18 protein-coding genes are annotated in these 16,357 nt (G+C 72.7%); 15 read left to right on the top strand and 3 right to left on the bottom strand.

Annotated elements, in window-relative coordinates; genetic code table 11:
• Nucleotides 1-64: 64 nt before the first annotated feature.
• Nucleotides 65-2,110, bottom strand: coding sequence for an AAA family ATPase (locus C569_RS0121535; RefSeq protein ID WP_018787827.1), 2,046 nt, complete (start codon nt 2,108-2,110; stop codon nt 65-67).
• An 86-nt stretch (nt 2,111-2,196) separates the two neighbouring features.
• On the opposite strand from C569_RS0121535, the gene C569_RS34465 reads away from it, so the two are divergent.
• From C569_RS34465 to C569_RS0121515, 4 genes are all read left to right on the top strand, one after another.
• The gene (locus tag C569_RS34465; protein WP_018787826.1) at nt 2,197-2,409 is read left to right on the top strand and encodes a hypothetical protein; all 213 of its coding nucleotides are present in this window, start codon (nt 2,197-2,199) and stop codon (nt 2,407-2,409) included.
• Between the two features lie 55 nt (nt 2,410-2,464).
• Complete coding sequence (locus C569_RS0121525) at nt 2,465-3,046, top strand: helix-turn-helix transcriptional regulator (RefSeq protein WP_018787825.1); 582 nt, start codon at nt 2,465-2,467, stop codon at nt 3,044-3,046.
• 40 nt (nt 3,047-3,086) lie between these two features.
• Complete coding sequence (locus C569_RS0121520; protein WP_018787824.1) at nt 3,087-4,343, top strand: MFS transporter; 1,257 nt, start codon at nt 3,087-3,089, stop codon at nt 4,341-4,343.
• Nucleotides 4,344-4,479: 136 nt separating this feature from the next.
• Complete coding sequence (locus C569_RS0121515; RefSeq protein ID WP_018787823.1) at nt 4,480-5,331, top strand: menaquinone biosynthetic enzyme MqnA/MqnD family protein; 852 nt, start codon at nt 4,480-4,482, stop codon at nt 5,329-5,331.
• Between the two features lie 37 nt (nt 5,332-5,368).
• On the opposite strand, the gene C569_RS0121510 is transcribed toward C569_RS0121515, so the two are convergent.
• Nucleotides 5,369-6,307 carry a hypothetical protein gene (locus C569_RS0121510; RefSeq protein WP_018787822.1) on the bottom strand — a complete coding sequence of 313 codons (939 nt, stop codon included), beginning with the start codon at nt 6,305-6,307 and terminating at the stop codon, nt 5,369-5,371.
• Nucleotides 6,307-7,287 (bottom strand): hypothetical protein, encoded by a 981-nt coding sequence (locus tag C569_RS0121505; protein WP_026268463.1) that lies wholly within the window; start codon nt 7,285-7,287, stop codon nt 6,307-6,309. The genes C569_RS0121510 and C569_RS0121505 overlap by 1 nt, the downstream gene beginning before the upstream one ends.
• Nucleotides 7,288-7,647: 360 nt before the next feature.
• Between C569_RS0121505 and paaA the strand changes: the two genes are divergently transcribed.
• The 11 genes from paaA to C569_RS0121450 all read left to right on the top strand — a co-directional run bounded on the left by paaA (nt 7,648) and on the right by C569_RS0121450 (nt 16,285).
• Nucleotides 7,648-8,715, top strand: a complete 1,068-nt coding sequence (gene paaA, locus C569_RS0121500; RefSeq protein WP_018787820.1) for a 1,2-phenylacetyl-CoA epoxidase subunit PaaA — start codon at nt 7,648-7,650, stop codon at nt 8,713-8,715.
• 53 nt (nt 8,716-8,768) lie between these two features.
• Nucleotides 8,769-9,113: a 1,2-phenylacetyl-CoA epoxidase subunit PaaB gene (paaB, locus tag C569_RS0121495; RefSeq protein WP_026268462.1), complete on the top strand. Its 345-nt coding sequence runs from the start codon at nt 8,769-8,771 to the stop codon at nt 9,111-9,113.
• Complete coding sequence (gene paaC / locus C569_RS0121490) at nt 9,110-9,829, top strand: 1,2-phenylacetyl-CoA epoxidase subunit PaaC (protein WP_018787818.1); 720 nt, start codon at nt 9,110-9,112, stop codon at nt 9,827-9,829. Before paaB ends, paaC begins: the two co-directional genes overlap by 4 nt.
• 55 nt (nt 9,830-9,884) lie before the next feature.
• Nucleotides 9,885-10,361 carry a 1,2-phenylacetyl-CoA epoxidase subunit PaaD gene (paaD, locus tag C569_RS0121485; RefSeq protein WP_026268461.1) on the top strand — a complete coding sequence of 159 codons (477 nt, stop codon included), beginning with the start codon at nt 9,885-9,887 and terminating at the stop codon, nt 10,359-10,361.
• Nucleotides 10,358-11,470, top strand: coding sequence for a 1,2-phenylacetyl-CoA epoxidase subunit PaaE (paaE, locus tag C569_RS0121480; protein WP_018787816.1), 1,113 nt, complete (start codon nt 10,358-10,360; stop codon nt 11,468-11,470). The genes paaD and paaE overlap by 4 nt, the downstream gene beginning before the upstream one ends.
• A 78-nt stretch (nt 11,471-11,548) precedes the next feature.
• Nucleotides 11,549-11,827: a type II toxin-antitoxin system Phd/YefM family antitoxin gene (locus tag C569_RS0121475; RefSeq protein ID WP_013283593.1), complete on the top strand. Its 279-nt coding sequence runs from the start codon at nt 11,549-11,551 to the stop codon at nt 11,825-11,827.
• Nucleotides 11,824-12,234, top strand: coding sequence for a type II toxin-antitoxin system VapC family toxin (locus tag C569_RS0121470; protein WP_018787815.1), 411 nt, complete (start codon nt 11,824-11,826; stop codon nt 12,232-12,234). The genes C569_RS0121475 and C569_RS0121470 overlap by 4 nt, the downstream gene beginning before the upstream one ends.
• A 73-nt stretch (nt 12,235-12,307) precedes the next feature.
• Nucleotides 12,308-13,498 carry a cyclic dehypoxanthinyl futalosine synthase gene (gene mqnC, locus C569_RS0121465; RefSeq protein WP_018787814.1) on the top strand — a complete coding sequence of 397 codons (1,191 nt, stop codon included), beginning with the start codon at nt 12,308-12,310 and terminating at the stop codon, nt 13,496-13,498.
• Nucleotides 13,499-13,923: 425 nt separating this feature from the next.
• Complete coding sequence (locus C569_RS0121460) at nt 13,924-15,183, top strand: hypothetical protein (protein WP_018787813.1); 1,260 nt, start codon at nt 13,924-13,926, stop codon at nt 15,181-15,183.
• A 98-nt stretch (nt 15,184-15,281) separates the two neighbouring features.
• Complete coding sequence (locus tag C569_RS0121455; protein ID WP_018787812.1) at nt 15,282-15,992, top strand: demethylmenaquinone methyltransferase; 711 nt, start codon at nt 15,282-15,284, stop codon at nt 15,990-15,992.
• Nucleotides 15,993-16,066: 74 nt separating this feature from the next.
• Nucleotides 16,067-16,285 carry a hypothetical protein gene (locus tag C569_RS0121450; RefSeq protein ID WP_018787811.1) on the top strand — a complete coding sequence of 73 codons (219 nt, stop codon included), beginning with the start codon at nt 16,067-16,069 and terminating at the stop codon, nt 16,283-16,285.
• The last annotated feature ends 72 nt before the right edge of the window (nt 16,286-16,357 follow it).

Below are 16,357 nucleotides of genomic sequence, written 5' to 3'. Positions count from 1 at the left end.
GGACCGCGGCCGGGCCGCCCAGAACCGTGGCCGGGCGGCCACGGCAGCGCAGCCGAGGCCCACGTCAGGCGGCCAGCGGCGCGGGCAGCGGCTCGCGGTGCAGCACGGCCAGGCGGGAGACCGCCCGGGTCAGCACCACGTACAGGCGGTGCAGTCCGCGCGGCTCGGCGGCCACGATCGCGGCCGGCTCGACGACCACCACGTGGTCGTACTCCAGGCCCTTCACCAGCGTCGCCGGGACCACAGTGACACGCGCCGCGGCCTCGACGTCGTCGGCGGTAGCGGTCTCGACGCCCGCGTCGGCGAGCGCCGCGCGGAGCCGGTCCACCGCGTCGTCGGCGGCGATCACACCGACCGAGCCGTCGTGCGCGAGCGCCGCCCGCACCTCGGCCACCGTCGCGGCCGTCAGGTCCTCGGTGGTACGCACATCCAGCGCGCCGTCGTTGCGCAGCGACCGGGCCGGGGGTACGTCGACAGCGAGCGCCGGCAGCAGCCGGTTCGCGAACGCCACCACCGCGGCCGGCACCCGGAAGCCCACGCTCAGCGGCACCACAGCCGCGTCCGGCTTGCCCAGGTGGGCCAGCGACTCCCGCCAGTCGGTCGCGGCCCAGGGCGCGGTGCCCTGGGCCAGATCGCCGAGCAGCGTGATCGAGCCGTGCTCGCTGCGCCGGGCGATGGCGCGGCACTGCATCGGGGAGAGGTCCTGCGCCTCGTCGACCACCACGTGCCCGAAGCCGGCGGGCCGTTCCAGCAGCCCGGCCACCTCGTCGATGAGCACCGCGTCGGCGGCGGTCCACCGGGTCGCCTTCGCGGTGCGCCCGGTCCTGCCGGCGCGGAACAGCTCCTGCTCCTCGGGCGTGAGCAGGTCGTCCGCGGCGGCGGCCAGCGCGTCGGCGTCGGTACGCAGCCGGTGCAGCAGCCCCTCCGGGGTGAGCGCGGGCCAGACCGCGTCGAGCAGGTCGGTGACCGGCTTGATCCGGCTCATCCGGCGCAGCCAGGCGTCGCTCGGTGACTCCGCCCGGCGCGCCTCGGCCTGGCGTTGCAGCAGCCCCACCACCCGCGCCCGCACCCGGTCCCGGCCGGTCGCGTAGGGCAGAGCCTCCGCCCGGGTCTCGGTGACCAGCCGGCGCAACGGGTCGAGTCCGATCCGCCACCGGTACGAGCCGTCCGACACCACGATCGGCTCGGTGGGCGTACCGATGTGGGCGTCGACGGCCCGGCGCAGCACCTCGGCCATCCGGACGTCGTGCTTGAGCGCGGCGGCGGCCGGGTCGTCGACCGCGCGGACCGGAACCCGCGCGACCAGGTCCTCCACGGTGGCCTGCTCGACCTCGACCTCACCGAGGGTGGGCAGCACCGCCGCGATGTACGACAGGAACGCCCGGTTCGGCCCGACGATCAGCACGCCCGAGCGGCGCAGCCGTTCGCGGTGCAGATAGAGCAGGTACGCGGCGCGGTGCAGCCCGACCGCCGTCTTCCCGGTGCCGGGCGCGCCCTGTACGCAGATCGAGTCGGCCAGGTCGGCCCGGACCAGCTCGTCCTGCTCCGGCTGGATGGTGGCGACGATGTCGCGCATCGGGCCGACGCGGGGACGCTCGATCTCGGCGGTGAGGATGCGGCTGGCCGTGCCGAGTTCCTCGCCCCGGTCCAGGTGCTCGTCCTCGAAGCTGGTCAGCGTCCCGGCGCTGAACCCGAACCGGCGGCGTACGGCGACACCCTGCGGGTCACGCGCGCTGGCCCGGTAGAACGACCGGGAGACCGGCGCCCGCCAGTCCAGCACCAGCGGTTCGCCCAGCTCGTCGGTGACGTGCCGCCGCCCGACGTGGTACTCCCGCCCGGCGTGGTCCGGGTCGTCGCCGCCGAAGTCCAGGCGGCCGAAGAACAGCGGGGTGGTCGGGTCGTCGGCCAGCTCCTTGACCCGCCGGGCCATGTGTCGGCCGAGCTGTTCGGCGGTGTACGAGTCACCGGCCACCTTGTCGCCGGTGGCGAAGAGCGCCTGGGCGCGTTCCCGCATCCGGGTCAGCGCGGCGCGGGAGGCGTCGAGGTGGACACGTTCGGCTGCGAGTTCGGCGTCGAGGGCGGGTGTGGCGTCAAGGTCGGTTGCGGGCACGATGAACTCCGATGGCTCAACTGAGGCTCGCTCGCGTGTCCGGGGCGGTTGGCCTGCTCCCGGCGCGGGGACGTCCGCTGCGGTGCATGCTCACCGCGGCCGTCGGGCGGCCCTCCACGCTACGGGAGCACCGGCAGGTCGCGCCAACGAATTTCGTGGTGGCAGGCGATCCGCTCGATCCATCTCCGCTCTGCGGGCAACGTCGCGACCAGGAGGTGCTCGCGCGCTACATCGGCGCGCTCGGTGGCACCCTCGAGCTGATCGCCGACTTCGGTGACGAGCAGCTCGAGGTCGCCTGATCCGATGGGTTGCACCGCTGGATCCCGGCGTCCTCGGACGCGGGATCATTGCGGTATGACCGAGGCGCTTCCCGGCGGCAGCCGGGTGACGATCAGTGATCCGCAGGTGATGCGGGCGCTCGCTCATCCGGCCCGCATGGCGATCATGGAACATCTCGGCACGCTGGAGGGCGGTACGACGGCCACCGAGTGCGCCGAGATCGCCGGGCTGTCGCCGAGCGCGACCAGCTACCACCTGCGGGAGCTGGCGAAGTTCGGGCTGGTCCGGCAGGCGCCCGGCCGGGGTGACGCCCGGGAGCGGGTGTGGCAGGCGGTGAATCCGTCGTACCACGTCGAAGCGGGGCCGGACGCCGATCCGGAGGCGCGTGCCGCCGAGGCGGCCCTGGTCGAGGCGCACCTGGTCCGCGACGCCCAGCGGGTCCGGGAGTGGTTGCGCCGTGCGCCGGACGAGTCGCCGGAGTGGTACGCGGCGACCTGGTTCAGCGACAGCGTGCTGCTCATGACCGCCGGGGAGTTGACCGAGCTGAATCAGGCGATCCAGGCGCTGATGGAGCCGTACCGGCGACGGACCCGGGCCGATCCACCGGCCGGGGCCCGGCCGGTGGCGACGCAGTACCGGGCGATGCCCCTCGACTGAGGGGTTGCACCCGGCATTTGTGAAGGATTATTTTCGAAGTGTGTCCTTCACAACTGTCCCGTCGCGCTGGTCGGACGTCTGGCTCGCGGCCACCGCGCGCGGCATCTCCAGTTGCGGGAACTTCCTCGTCACCAGCGCCCTCACGCTCGCGCTCCAGTCCGCCGGGGCCGGCGGCCTCGCCGTCTCCGGGCTGCTGCTGGCCGCGACGCTGCCGCTCGTGGTGCTCGCGCCCCTGACCGGCCGGCTCGCCGACCGGGTGGACAGCCGGGTGCTGCTGATCGCCACCGGGGCCGGCCAGGGAGCGACCTGTCTGGCGCTCGCGTACGCCCAGGCCCCGGCGCTGGTGATCGCTCTGGTGGCACTGCTCGCCACCGGCCTCGCGGTCTCCCAACCGGTGATCTCCGCGCTGGTGCCGGTCATGGTGCGGACGGAGGACCTGCCCCGGGCCGGCGCGCTCAACCAGACCGCCGGCACGCTCGGCGCACTCGCCGGACCGGCACTGGCCGGGCTCCTGGTCGGCCAGTTCGGCACCCGGGTGCCGCTGCTCCTCGGCGCGCTCAGCTATCTCTCGCTGGTGGTTGCCGGGCTGCTCGTGCGTACCCGCAGAGGTGGCCGCCGGGCGACGGCCGCAACCGCCACCGCGGTGGCGCCCCCGTGGCGGTTCCGGCGCGACCCGCTGCTGACGGTGATGGTCGGCAGCGTGGCCGCGGTGATCGGCGCGGTCGGCGCGGTGAACGTCATCGAGGTCTTCTTCATCCGCGAGACGCTCGGCAGCAGCGCCACCGTGTACGGGCTGGTCACCGGCTCCTGGACGCTCGGCATCGTGCTCGGCGCGTGGCTGTTCGCCCGCGTCGCCCGGCGGCTCGCCGACGACGGCGCGCTGCTGGGCGCCGGGCTGGTGCTGCTCGGCGGCTGCGGCCTGGCGGTGCTGGTCTCGGCGGCGGTCCCCTCGGCCTGGCTGCTCGTGCCCATCTGGCTGCTGGGCGGCGTGGGCAACGGCGGCGACAACGTCTTCAACAACCTGCTGCTGGCGCGACGGGTGCCGGAGGCCGCACGGGGCCGGGCGTTCGCCGTCTTCGGCGCGGCCGCGCAGGGCGCAGCGATGGGCGGCTACCTGGTCGGGGGCCTGCTCCTGGAGGTGGCCGGCCCGCGCATGCTCGTCGCCGGTTGCGGCGTGGCCGGACTGCTCGTGGTGGCGGCGCTGGCCTGGCCGGTGCGCCGGGCGGTACGCGCCGAGCGGGCCGCCGCCGCCATGGCCTCGCCTGCCGCCGCAGCCGTGGCGGCGGGGGCCGCATGACCGCTGGTGTTAAGAAGGGCTCCTTCCGCTACCGGAGGCGTTAACAGGGGGCCCTTCCTTTCCGTCGGGTGCGGGGTTCACCACTCGATCGGATCCCCCGGCGGCAGGGTGGCGGCCACGGCGATACGGTCGGATCATGGCCGACCGCATCGCCCGCCCCCGGGTGGGGCACATCCAGTTCCTCAACTGCCTGCCCATCTACTGGGGGCTGATGCGGTCCGGCGCGCTGATCGACGTCGACCTGCACAAGGACTCGCCGGACCGGCTGAGCGCCGACCTGGTCGCCGGTGACCTGGACATCGGCCCGATCACGCTGGTGGAGTTCCTCAAGCATGCCGACGACCTGCTGCTCCTGCCCGACCTGGCGGTCGGCAGCGACGGGCCGGTGCTCTCGGTGAACATGGTGTCGACCCGCCCGCTGGGCGAGCTGGACGGCGCCCGGGTGGCACTCGGCTCCACGTCGCGAACCGGGGTGCTGCTGGCCCAGCTGCTGCTCGCCGAGCGGCACGGGGTGCGACCGGAGTACTTCCGCTGCCCGCCGGACCTGACCCAGATGCTGCTGGAGGCCGACGCCGGGGTGCTCATCGGCGACGTGGCGCTGCGCGCGCTCTACGAGGCCCCGGCCAAGGGCCTCGAGGTGACCGACCTGGGCCAGGCGTGGCACGACTGGACCGGCCTGCCCATGGTGTTCGCCGTCTGGGCGGTCCGCCGCGAGTTCGCCGCCGCCCACCCGGGCCTGGTCAAGGAGGTGCACGAGGCGTTCCTGCGCTCGCGCGACCTGTGCCTGGCCGAGCTGGACCAGGTGGCGGAGGCGGCGGCCCGCTGGGAGACGTTCGACGCGGCCACGCTCGCCACGTACTTCCGGGCGCTCGACTTCTCGCTCGGTGAGCGGCAGGTGGCCGGGCTGCGCGAGTTCGCCCGCCGGGCGGCGGCGTACGGGGAGGTGCCGGCGCTGCCGGCCGGCGGCCCGGAGTTCTTCCAGGGCTGAGCGCGCCGGGCGGGGCTCGGGTTGCCGGCCGCATGGCTCAGGTCGAGGGCCGCAGCAGCGCCTTGGTGATCCGTTCGCAGGCGTCCATGCCGTACTCCCAGCCGCCCTCGACGCCGAACGGGGTGCGCAGCATCACGCCCATCGTCCAGGTGTCGCCGATGGCCAGGCAGTTGACGTGGTACTCCTCTTCCTTGTCCCGGTCGATCCAGCCGTTCTTGATGGCGATCTCCTTCTGCTGGGCCGCCGGGAACGCCTTGCGGATGCCGAAGTCGCCGGAACCGCGTACCAGGCGCATCTCGTCGAGCAGCCACTCGGTCCATTTCGGCCCGGCCGCGCGGCCGTCGTCGATGCAGAGCCCGAGCCGGGCGGCGTCCCGGGGGGACAGCTCGGTACGGCTCCAGCCGCCGTCGGAGGCGACCTCGCTGTCGGTCAGCTTGCAGATCGAGATCATCCGCTCGATCGAGTCCGAGCCGCCGACGCTCTCGTAGAACTCCTGCGCCCGGGTGTTGTCGCTGTCCCGGATGATCCTCGTGGCGTCGGCCAGCTTCGCCTCGCTCGGAGTCTTGCCGCCCTCGGCGCGCAGGCGCAGGTAGTCGGCCACCACCCAGGCTTTGATCAGCGACGCGGTAGTGCTCGTCTGACCCATGTTCGCCGAACCGATGATCTTCCCGGTCCGCTTGTCCAGCACGGACCAGCCGTACCAGCCCTTGATCTTGAGGCTGTCCAGGTCCTTCGCCTCGAACGGCAGCGGTTCGAGCGACGGCGAGGGAGCGACCCGCGGTTTCGCGCCGCGATCGACCGGCTGCTGCTCGGACCGTTCGCTCGTCGGTGCGGGACGTGAGTTCGCGGTGGCCTCCAGCGGGGAGCCGGGAATCACACGCAGGGAGAGGCCGAGCAGGCCGACGAGGACCGCAGCCAGGGCGCTGAACGCGAGCGGACGCCGATAGCTGCCGGGCCGACGCCGGGCGCCGGCCATCAGAGCTTTCCGACCGGCTGTTGCGGCACCTTGAGCGCGGCGCCGGGCTGCGGTGCCACGAGCTGGGTGGCGACGGCGGCGCACATCTTCGCGCCGTACGACAGGCCGGAGCCGCCCGGGTACCGCATCATCACGGAGAGGCTCCACTTGTCGGTGAACGCCAGGCAGCTGATGTGCCAGTTGCCGTCGTAGGCGAGCTGGGTCCAGCCGTTCTTCATGTGCACCGGGCCCTGCGACTTGATCGTCGCGGGCAGGCCGTCGATGATGCCCCAGCGGCCGCCGCCGGACCGCGCGCTCTGCTTGCTGACGCTGCCGGCCACCTTGGTCATCTCGCTGAGCAGCCACTTGGTCCACGTGGGACCGGCGGCCCGGCCGTCGGCGATGCAGTCGCCGAGGCGGGCCGCGTCCCGGGGGGACATCTCGGTGAAGCTCCACCAGCCCTTGTACTGGGGCACGCTGCCGGGCCTGGTGTCGGTCAGGCCACAGATCTGGATCGCCCGTGCGATGACCGGGTCGGGCCGGCCGCCCGGCTGTGGCACGTAGGAGCCGCCGGCCGCCCGGTAGACCTGGTTGGCGCCGTCGTCGTCGCTGTTCCGGATCGCCAGGGCCGCCGCCTTCTTGAGCTCGGCGGTCGGCTGCTCGTCGCCGAGCTGGCGCAGGTAGTCCGCGACGATCCAGGCCTTGAGCATCGACTCGGTGGAGCTGGTCTGGGTCATGTTCTCCGCGCCGGTGACGGTGCCGGTTTCCCGGTCCATCAGAGCCCAGGAGAAGAACTCGCCTTCGAAGTTCACCGACACCGGGGCGTCGGCGAGCGTCGGGGTCGCCGGCGCGGTCGGGGCCGGCGCCGGGACCTGCTCGCCGCCGCCGACGCCGCCCGTGCCGTTGCCGCCGGCGAGCTTCGCGTACGCGGCCGGCACCAGCATGACGCCGCCGACGAGGACCGCCACGATGGCGAGCACCAAGGTCACGCGAGGTCGCATGAGTGGTGAGCTCCAGATGTCTGGCCGGGGGGACCGGCGCTTGTGCATGAGTTCGACGCCGGTCGTCAACAGGCCGGGGGATGGTGGCCTGAACGGTGACGATCATGAAGACGAACGGTTTGCCGGGGGGAAGTCTACTTCCGGACAGCCCTGATGCCAGGTCTCGACACCCGTGACTTTGCCGGGTGGGTGAGATATTGAACGCCTTTGTCATTCTTGGGCGGTTTCCTCACCTTGAGGTAATCGACATCACAGCTACCAGGGCCGATGGCGGCGCGTGCACGCCCGGTGACGCCAGTAGCTCCCCGAAACCTGTTACACCCTCTGGTGTCATCCGTGGCGAGCTGTAACACTGGCTGCATGTATGGCAATGACTTCGCCCCGCCGGAGGACGCTCCGGGCGGCGGCCTGCTCGGCGAGGTGGAGGCGGCGGAGGCGGCGCTGCGCGAGGCGGCGGCGCGGGCCCGGCGCGGCGGTCCGGCACCGGACGAGGACGTCGAGGCGTACTTCACCGACGTCATCAACGCGGACCAGAAGATCGAACCCCGCGACTGGATGCCCGAGGCGTACCGCAGGACGCTGATCCGGCAGATCGCCCAGCACGCCCACTCCGAGATCATCGGCATGCAGCCCGAGGGCAACTGGATCAGCCGGGCGCCGTCGCTCAAGCGCAAGGCGATCCTGCTCGCCAAGGTGCAGGACGAGGCCGGGCACGGCCTCTACCTCTACGCGGCCGCCGAGACGCTCGGCATCAGCCGCGACGAGCTGGTGGACCTGCTGCTCGACGGGCGGCAGAAGTACAGCTCGATCTTCAACTACCCGACTCTGACCTGGGCCGACGTGGGCGCGATCGGCTGGCTCGTGGACGGCGCGGCGATCGTCAACCAGGTGCCGCTGTGCCGCTGCTCCTACGGGCCGTACGCCCGGGCGATGATCCGGGTCTGCAAGGAGGAGTCGTTCCACCAGCGGCAGGGCTACGAGATCCTGCACACGCTGGCGCACGGCACCCCGGCGCAGAAGGCGATGGCCCAGGACGCGGTGGACCGCTGGTGGTACCCCTCACTGGCCATGTTCGGCCCGCCGGACGGCGACTCGACGCACAGCGCCCAGTCCATGGCCTGGAAGATCAAGCGCTTCTCCAACGACGAGCTGCGCCAGCGGTTCGTCGACATGTGCGTCGGTCAGGCGGAGGTGCTCGGCCTCACCCTCCCCGACCCGGACCTGCGCTGGAACGACGAGCGGCAGGCGTACGACTACACCCAGCCCGACTACGCCGAGCTGATGCGCGTGATCAAGGGCGACGGGCCGTGCAACCGGGAGCGCATGGCGCACCGGCGCAAGGCGCACGCCGACGGCGCGTGGGTACGGGAGGCCGCTGCGGCGTACGCCGCGAAGCGGGCGGAGCGAAAGGAACCGGTAGCGGCATGAGCGAACGCACCGAGCGAAGCGAGGGCCGTGAGGGCATGCCCAGCCAGTACGGCATGAGCGAACGCACCGAGCGAAGCGAGGGCCGTGAGGGCATGCCCAGCCAAGACGGCATGAGCGGTGCGTCCTCTCCCCTGTGGGAGGTCTTCGTGCGGGCCCGCCGTGGCCTGTCGCACACCCACGTCGGCAGCCTGCACGCCCCCGACGCCGAGCTGGCCCTGCGCAACGCCCGGGACCTCTACACCCGCCGCCAGGAGGGCGTCTCCATCTGGGTGGTGCCGGCGAGCGCGATCACCGCGTCCAGCCCGGACGAGAAGGACGCGTTCTTCGACCCGGCCGCCGACAAGGTCTACCGCCACCCGACGTTCTACGAGGTCCCCGAAGGGGCGGCCCACCTATGAGTCTCGACTTCACGCTCGCCATCGGCGACGACGCGCTCGTCGCGGCGCAGCGCCTCGGTGAGTGGACCTCCCGCGCGCCGGAGATGGAGGAGGACATCGCGCTCGCGAACATCGCCCTCGACCAGCTCGGCGCGGCGCGGCTGCTGCTCACGTACGCGGGCGAGCTGGAGGGCGCGGGCCGCGACGAGGACGACCTGGCCTATCTGCGCGGCGACCGCGAGTTCCGCAACTGCCTGCTGGTCGAGCTGCCCAACGGCGACTTCGGCGTGACCATGGCGAAGCTGTTCTTCCTGGCCGCGTACCAGTCGCCGCTCTACACGGCGCTGGCCGGCTGCGCGGACGAACGGCTGGCGGCGGTCGGGGCGAAGGCGCGCAAGGAGTCGGCGTACCACCTGGACCACGCCGCGCTGTGGGTGAAGCGGCTCGGCGACGGCACCGAGGAGTCGCACCGGCGCATGCAGGACGCGGTCGACGAGGTGTGGCCGTACGTCCACGAGCTGTTCGCCCCGGACCCGGCGGCGCCGGTCGACCCGTCCACCCTTCGGGCCGACTTCGACGCCACCGTCTCCGCCGTGCTGGACGAGGCCACGCTGACCCGGCCGGAGACCGGCTGGGCACCGGGTGGCGGCCGGGACGGCCTGCACACCGAGCACCTCTCGTACCTCCTCGCCGAGATGCAGGTGCTGCACCGCGCCCACCCCGGAGCAAGCTGGTGAGCGCGAGGAGTGCAGCGGAGCGGAGCCCCGCAGTCGCGAACGGAGGGTGGCGCTGGTGAGAAGCGCGAGGGAGGCCGTGGCGGTGGTGGTGGACCCGGAGATCCGGGTCGTCACCATCGACGAGCTGGGCATCCTGCGCGCGGTCGACGAGGAACCGGGCACCGGCCGGGTCGTCGTCACCATCACCCCCACCTACACCGGTTGCCCGGCGATGGACGTGATCCGGGCGGACATCCGCCGGGCGCTCGCCGCCGCCGGGCATCCGGACGCCGAGGTCCGCACCGTCTACCATCCGGCGTGGAGCACCGACTGGATCTCCGACACCGGTCGGGCGAAGCTCGCCGCCGCCGGCATCGCCCCGCCCGCGCCGCGCGGCGACGGCACGGTGGTGCCGTTGACCCTGGCCGTGCGCTGCCCGCGCTGCGGCTCGCCGGAGACCACGCAGATCAGCCGTTTCGGCTCCACCGCGTGCAAGGCGCTGTGGCGCTGTGGCTCCTGTTCCGAACCCTTCGACCACCTGAAGGCGCTGTGACTGTCACCATCACCCGGCCGGTGCGCCGCCGGCCGGTCTTCCACCCGCTGCCCGTCACCGCCGTGGACCGGCTCACCGACGACTCGGTGTCGATCACGTTCGCGGTACCGGAGGCGCTGCGCGAGACGTTCGCGTTCTCCGCCGGGCAGCACCTCACCGTCCGCCGCCCGGCCGACGCCGACGGCGAGGAGGTGCGCCGGTCGTACTCGATCTGCTCCACCCCGGACGAGCTGGCCCGGCACGGCCGGTTGCGGATCGGGGTGCGTGAGGTCCCGGGTGGGGCGTTCTCCGCGTACGCCTGCGGCGCGCTGCGCGACGGCGACACCGTCGAGGTGCTGCCGCCGCTGGGCCACTTCACCTCCGCGTTCACCCCGGACCGGGTCCGCCGGTACGGCGCGGTGGTCGCCGGTTCCGGCATCACCCCGGTCCTCGGGCTGGCCGCGACCGCGCTGGCCACCGAGCCGCGCAGCACGTTCACGCTGGTGTACGGCAACCGCACGGCGAACACGGTGATGTTCGCCGAGGAGCTGGCCGACCTGAAGGACCGCTATCCGGCCCGGCTGCACCTGGTGCACGTGTTGTCCCGGGAGATGGGCGAGTCGGCGCTGCTGTCCGGGCGGATCGACGCCGACCGGCTGACCCGGTTGCTCGACACCGTCGTACCCGGCGCCGAGATCGAGGAGTGGTTCCTCTGCGGCCCGTACGGCATGGTGGTGGACGCCAAGGCGGTGCTCGCGGGTCGCGGTGTGCCGGACGCGGCGGTGCACACCGAGCTGTTCCACGTCGACGCCCCGCCGGAGCCGGTCCGGCGCGAGGCCGACCGGCCCGGGGCGGGCACCGAGGTGACGATCCTGCTGGACGGGCGCTCGTCCAGTTTCACGATGGGCCGGGACGAGCGGGTGCTCGACGCGGCCCTGCGGGTGCGCGGTGAGTTGCCGTACGCCTGCAAGGGCGGGGTGTGTTCGACCTGCCGGGCCAAGGTGACGGCCGGTGAGGTGACGATGGCGCGCAACTACGCGCTGGAGCCCGACGAGGTGGCCGCCGGTTACGTGCTGACCTGCCAGTCCAGCCCGGTCACCGACGAACTGACTGTCGACTACGACGCGTAGGGTGCCACCGGTGAGATCACCGGCGGCGGGTCGACCACCATCCGTGACGCGTAGAACGTTGCGTCCTACACTTGGCTCATGGAGCAGATCGCCGTCCGGGAGCTGAACCAGCACACCAGCCGGGTGCTGGCGCGGGTGCGCGCCGGTGAGACGGTCGAGGTGACCGATCGGGGTGAGCCGATCGCCCGCCTGGTCCCGGTGCTGGCCGGCGACGCGCTCCTCGGCCGGTTGGTGGCCGAGGGCCGGGCCACGGCCCCGACCACGACCGGTCCGGTTCCGATGCCGCCGGTGCTCGGGGATCCCACGGTGGACGCGGCGGCCGCGCTGGTCGAGGCGCGCGACGAGGAGCGCTGGTGATCTATCTCGACTCGGCAGCGGTCATCAAGATGCTGCGGCGGGAGGCGGAGACGCCGGATCTGCTCGGCTGGCTGAACGAGCGCGCCGGCACCGCCCTGGTGTCGTCGGCTCTCGTCGAGGTGGAGGTGCCACGGGCGTTGCGCCGTGCCGCTCCACAGGCGCTGGTGGGTGTCCCCTCGGTGCTGGGGCGTCTCTACCGGGTCGAGATCGACGCCACGGTCCGGGCGACAGCGGGCGCGTATCCGGAGCCGATGCTGCGCAGCCTGGACGCGGTCCACCTCGCCACCGCCGAGATCCTGGCCCGGCAGGCGGCGGCGGAGTTCGTCGCGTTCGTCACGTATGACAAGCGGCTGCTGGAGGCGGCCAAGGCGATCGGGCTGCCGGTGGCCAGTCCCGGCATGCCCTGACCGGGTGGGTCTCCCGTCACCGGGTGAGGAGTGGCGTTTCCCGCCGTCGGGCCCGCGACGTACGCTCGGGGATGTGACGGCGAACCGGGAGATCGACGACATCCTGCAACGCGGCGCGGACGGCGGGCGGATCACGCCCGAGGAGGCGCTGCTGCTCTACACCGACGCGCCCTTCCACGCGCTTGGCGAGGCGGCCGACGCGGTTCGGCGGCGCCGCTACCCGGACAACATCGTCACGTACCTGATCGATCGCAACATCAACTACACGAACGTCTGCGTGACGGCGTGCAAGTTCTGCGCGTTCTACCGGGCCCCCAGGCACAAGGAGGGCTGGACCCACCCGACCGAGGAGATCCTGCGCCGCTGCGGCGAGGCGGTCGAGCTGGGCGCCACCCAGGTCATGCTCCAGGGCGGGCACCACCCGGACTACGGCGTCGAGTACTACGAGGAGCTGTTCTCCTCGGTCAAGAAGGCGTACCCGCAGCTCGCCATCCACTCGATCGGCCCGAGCGAGATCCTGCACATGGCGAAGGTCTCCGGCGTGAGCCTGGACGAGGCCATCGCCCGGATCAAGGCCGCCGGCCTGGACTCGATCGCCGGTGCCGGTGCCGAGATGCTGCCGGACCGGCCGCGTAGGGCGATCGCGCCGCTGAAGGAGTCCGGCGCCCGCTGGCTGGAGGTCATGGAGTTGGCGCACCGGCAGGGCCTGGAGTCGACGGCCACCATGATGATGGGCACCGGGGAGACGAACGCCGAGCGCATCGAGCACCTGCTGATGATCCGCGACGTGCAGGACCGTACCGGCGGCTTCCGGGCCTTCATCCCGTGGACGTACCAGCCGGAGAACAACCACCTCAAGGGCCGCACCCAGGCGACCACGCTGGAATACCTCCGCCTGGTCGCGGTGGCCCGGCTGTTCTTCGAGACGGTGCCGCACCTTCAGGCGTCCTGGCTGACCACCGGCAAGGACGTCGGGCAGCTCGCGTTGCACATGGGCGTGGACGACCTCGGCTCGATCATGCTGGAGGAGAACGTCATCTCCTCGGCCGGCGCCCGGCACCGGTCCAACCTGCACGAGCTGATCGGCATGATCCGGTCCGCCGACCGGATCCCGGCCCAGCGGGACACGCTCTACAACCGGCTCGCGGTGCACCACACGCCCGCCGACGACCCGAGCGACGAGCGGGTGGTCTCGCACTTCTCGTCGATCGCCCTGCCCGGCGGCGGTGCCGGGAAGTCGCTGCCGCTGGTCGAGGTCAACTGACCGGGTTCGGCCGTTCGGCCGGTCGGGGACCGTCGTGCGGCCGGAGCTCCGCCCGTTTCCGGTGGAGCTTCGGCCGGGGCTCTTCACCCGCGTGATCACCGGCGGCTAGCCTGCCCGCGCGACACCACCGATCCGGGCCCCGAGCAGGCAGGTAACAGGTCGGCGGCGACCTGGTTGAGCACCGCCCAATGAGCTGGCGACGCCATTACGCTTGCGGCGTTCGTCGGACCGTCGTCCTCCATCGGCCCATGAGGGCCGTCCACATAACGCACCGCGGCAGGGGCGGGATGGGTGACCATCCCGCCCCTGCCGTCTGCCGGGGTCGATCGGAATTCCCGCCGCCGGGCGGTGGCGTGGCGACGCGTCGCTCCGGTACCGTCCGTTCGTTCGGTACCTGATCACGCGTCCCTACCCCCGGGGGAACAATGACCTTCCGCTACCGGTCCACGCTGGCCAGCGCCGGCGTGGCGGCCCTGCTCTCCACCGCTGGTCTCGGCGCGCTCGCCGGCCCGGCGCAGGCGGCCGAGAAGGCCGACGTCCAGCTCATCCCGCTCAGCTACCAGCTCGCCAAGGGCGTCAGCGAGGCCAAGGCCAAGCCGTTCAAGTTCCAGGTGAACAACACCGTCGGGACCGTCGACGCGAAGGACGTCCGGGTCACCGTCGAGACGAAGGGCCTCAAGACCGCCAAGGTCGGCGTGCTGGTCCCGAAGGGCTGCGACATCAGCGGCACCGCCTTCTCCTGCCTGTTGGGCGACCTGCCCGCCGGCACCACTGAGGACTTCGGCATCCCGCTGTTCTCCACCGGCGGCAAGGGCGCGGCGGGCACGCTCACGGTCTCGATCAGCGCGGCGAACGGCACCGGCGTGCTGGACACGGTCGACCACGACATCACCGTCACCGAGCGCGGCTACGACCTCACCACGTGGGTCCAGGACGTGTACGCCGGCGTGACCGTGGACGGCGACGACGCCGACGAGGCGGGCCTGCGCCCGGTCCGGCCGGGCGAGACCGCGCCGCTGGACTGGGCCGTGTTCAACGACGGCAGCAAGCGCGCCACCGGCATCGGCTACGGGATCACGCTGCCGGCCGGCGTCACCTTCGCCAAGCTGCCCGACGGCTGCGTCGCGCAGGACCTGGGCGGCTTCGCCAACGCGTACTGCGAGGACCTGGGCGCGGTGCTCAAGCCCGGTCAGTACTACACCGCCGACGTCCGGGTGACTGTCGGCGCGGACGTGACCGAGAAGCTGCTCCGGCCGGGCTTCGTCTGGGCCGCCGGCCTGGACGGCGCCACCGGCACGCCGGAGGAGGAGCCGCGGGCCGCCAGCTCGGCGCAGCGGCGCGCGTTCGCCGAGGCCGACGACAGTGACAACACCGCCCAGTTCGACGTCTTCGTCGACCAGAGCCCGCAGTCGACGCCGAGCCCGACGCCGACCGCCGGACCGACCTCGACTCCGACCGCCCACCCGACCCCGACCGGTGACGCGACGGCGGTGCCGACCCCGACCGCCGGTGGTGGCGCGGGTGGCGGCACCGGCGACGGCGGCCTGCCGGTGACCGGTACGCAGGTCGGCCTGATCGGCGGCATCGGCGCGGCGGTGCTCGCGGCCGGCGCGGCGCTGATGATGCTCTCCCGCCGCCGCAAGGTGGTCCTGGTGGCCCCGGGTGCGGAGCGCACCGGCGACTGACCGGGACCGGGTACGCGACCAGGGCGGGGTGGGTGACCACCTCGCCCGGTCGCGTACCCGGGGGCAGGCGGGGGCGGCGTGGCTGGCAGAGTGGAGGGGTGAGCCGTACCCCGCAGGGCCAGCGCGCCAGCCTGGACAAGCAGCCGCACGAGGTCGCCGCGATGTTCGACGGCGTCGCCGCCCGCTACGACCTGACGAACACCGTGCTCTCGTTCGGGCAGGACCGGTCCTGGCGGCGGGCCACCCGGGCGGCGCTCGGGCTGCGGCCGGGCGAGCGGGTGCTCGACGTGGGCGCCGGCACTGGTGTGTCGACCGAGGAACTGGCCCACTCCGGGGCGTACGCGGTGGGCGCGGACCTGTCGCTGGGCATGCTGCAAGCCGGCAAGCGCACCCGGCCGTCGGTGCCGCTGCTGGCCGGGGACGCGCTGCGGCTGCCGTTCGCCGACGCCAGTTTCGACGCGGTGACCATCTCCTTCGCGCTGCGCAACGTCAACGACACCGACGCGGCGCTGGCCGAGCTGGCGCGGGTGACCCGGCCGGGCGGGCGACTGGTGGTCTGCGAGTTCAGCACGCCGGTCAATCCGGCGTTCCGTACCGTCTACCTGTCGTACCTGATGCGGTCGTTGCCGGCGGTGGCGCGCGCGGTGTCGAGCAACCCGGACGCCTACGTCTATCTGGCGGAGTCGATCCGGGCCTGGCCGGGCCAGGCGGCGCTGGCCGCGCGGATCGGCGCGGCCGGCTGGGGCCGGGTGGCCTGGCGCAACCTGACCGGCGGCGTCGTGGCGCTGCACCGGGCCGTCCGAAACTGACCGTCCGGTCAGCGGTATCTGGTCATTTCGTGAATATCCGGTTTCGGTCTACTTTGCCCCGTAGGCTCGCCTCCATGACCGGACCAGACCAGGCCGCCACCGACGACGACGCCGCCGAGCTGATCGCGCAGCTCCGCGAGCTGGCCGGCGCGGATCCCGCCGACGTCCGGCAGGTCGTCGCCGAGGTGCTCGCCGCGCTGGACCGGGCCGCGGGTGGGGCGTTGCGCGACCATCTGCCCGAAACCATCCGGCTCGACGCCGGACTCGGACCGGCCGCGCAGGCGCGCCCCTGACCGGTCTCGACGCCCCTACCGGCGCGTTTCCGCGAAGTTAGGCCCCCCTCAGCGCGTACTGGTGTAACGCCG

The organism is Micromonospora sp. CNB394, assembly GCF_000374985.1.
GTDB lineage: Bacteria > Actinomycetota > Actinomycetes > Mycobacteriales > Micromonosporaceae > Micromonospora > Micromonospora marina.
Note: the sequence above shows the minus strand (reverse complement) of the source record. Positions and strands in the feature narration are given on the sequence as shown.